The 269-nt window shown below is 36.1% G+C and carries 1 protein-coding gene; it reads left to right on the forward strand.

Annotated elements, in window-relative coordinates; translation table 11 throughout:
* A partial coding sequence (locus PZC42_RS24730) for a restriction endonuclease (protein ID WP_277214185.1) occupies positions 1 to 269 on the forward strand: 269 nt, incomplete at both ends.

Below are 269 nucleotides of genomic sequence, written 5' to 3' on the forward strand. Positions count from 1 at the left end.
TATAATTACAGTTTTACGATATTTGGATTTGTACTAGCCGCGATCCTTTCCACATTAGGAATCACACATCTTTTAAAAACATCGAAGTGGATTTCTCGCCATCTATCTTCTGAATTATTAAATATTGATGAGATACCTGATCGGGAATTTCAACAACTATTAGTCCCACTTTTTCAAAAGCAAGGCTACTCAGTCAGTAGAACGAAAGTGAACCGCAAAGCACAACCAGATTTAATTCTTCGGAAAAAAGGACTAAAAGCAATCGTCGT

The organism is Isoptericola croceus (assembly GCF_029382255.1).
GTDB lineage: Bacteria > Actinomycetota > Actinomycetes > Actinomycetales > Cellulomonadaceae > Isoptericola > Isoptericola croceus.